Source organism: Eubacterium sp. AF15-50, from assembly GCF_934835595.1.
Taxonomy (GTDB): Bacteria; Bacillota; Clostridia; order Lachnospirales; family Lachnospiraceae; genus Eubacterium_G; species Eubacterium_G segne.
The window spans coordinates 1-807 of record NZ_CAKVZL010000149.1 but is presented as its reverse complement, the minus strand read 5'-3'; the positions used below and the strand labels follow the sequence as shown (position 1 = coordinate 807).

Here is an 807-nt window from a genome sequence, read left to right as displayed (position 1 = left end):
CTATGCTTGAATCATATAAAACTGCAACAAACTGGTCAACTATTGCTAATAGAATAATCAAATTAGAAGGAACTATATATGAAGATGTGTATTGGAGTAATAAAGATATGATGTTTATATCTGTTGATTCTATAGAATATGAAATTCCAAAAGATACCACTGTTCTTCAATATAAAAATACTTATCAAATAGGACATTTATATTCAAATGGAACAGAATTAGCAGATGATAAATTATTACATGATTATTTAAATACTGCAATAACGACGGAGGTGAAATAATGATAATTGTTGAAAACAAGGTAATTAATAACAAAGAATTTAATCATACGTATTCCGATATAGGAATGAAGATTAAGCGAGACAACGTTATGTATGACGAAGCATACGACCCGGTAGAATTTGACCGTGAATATGAAGAAACAGATAAGGCAGTAGGAGAAGAGGAAGAATAGAGGTGATTCAATGATTAGGGATGTAGGCGGATAAAAATTGTTTTTAACGGGTAAAAAAAGAATAAGGAGAAAAGAAATGACAGTATATCAAATCATATCCGCATTGGGTATTCCGTCATTGGCAGGAGCAATACTGTTAAGTATTTTTAATTTCGTAAAGTCAAAACATTCATCAAATAAGTTAATAAGGGATGGTGTTATTGCGATTTTGCACAATAAAATATACACGTTAGGCAAGCAGTATATCGAGCGAGAATATGTGACTATTGAAGATATGAAAGATTTTGAATATCTTTATAACGCATATCATGCCCTTGGTGGGAACGGAACCGGAACGGAAATATATGAAAGAG

At 31.5% G+C, this 807-nt stretch carries 2 protein-coding genes and 1 pseudogene; all 3 read left to right on the top strand.

Translation table 11 applies throughout. The annotated features are described in order from the left end of the window. Positions 1-281, top strand: a 281-nt coding sequence (locus tag Q5O73_RS10525) for a hypothetical protein (protein ID WP_302669667.1), incomplete at its 5' end; no start/stop codon positions are given. Continuing rightward, positions 281-454: a hypothetical protein gene (locus Q5O73_RS10520; RefSeq protein ID WP_302669666.1), complete on the top strand. Its 174-nt coding sequence runs from the start codon at positions 281-283 to the stop codon at positions 452-454. The genes Q5O73_RS10525 and Q5O73_RS10520, both read left to right, overlap by 1 nt. 76 nt (positions 455-530) lie before the next feature. Then, positions 531-807: pseudogene (locus tag Q5O73_RS10515) on the top strand (hypothetical protein); the annotation flags it as partial.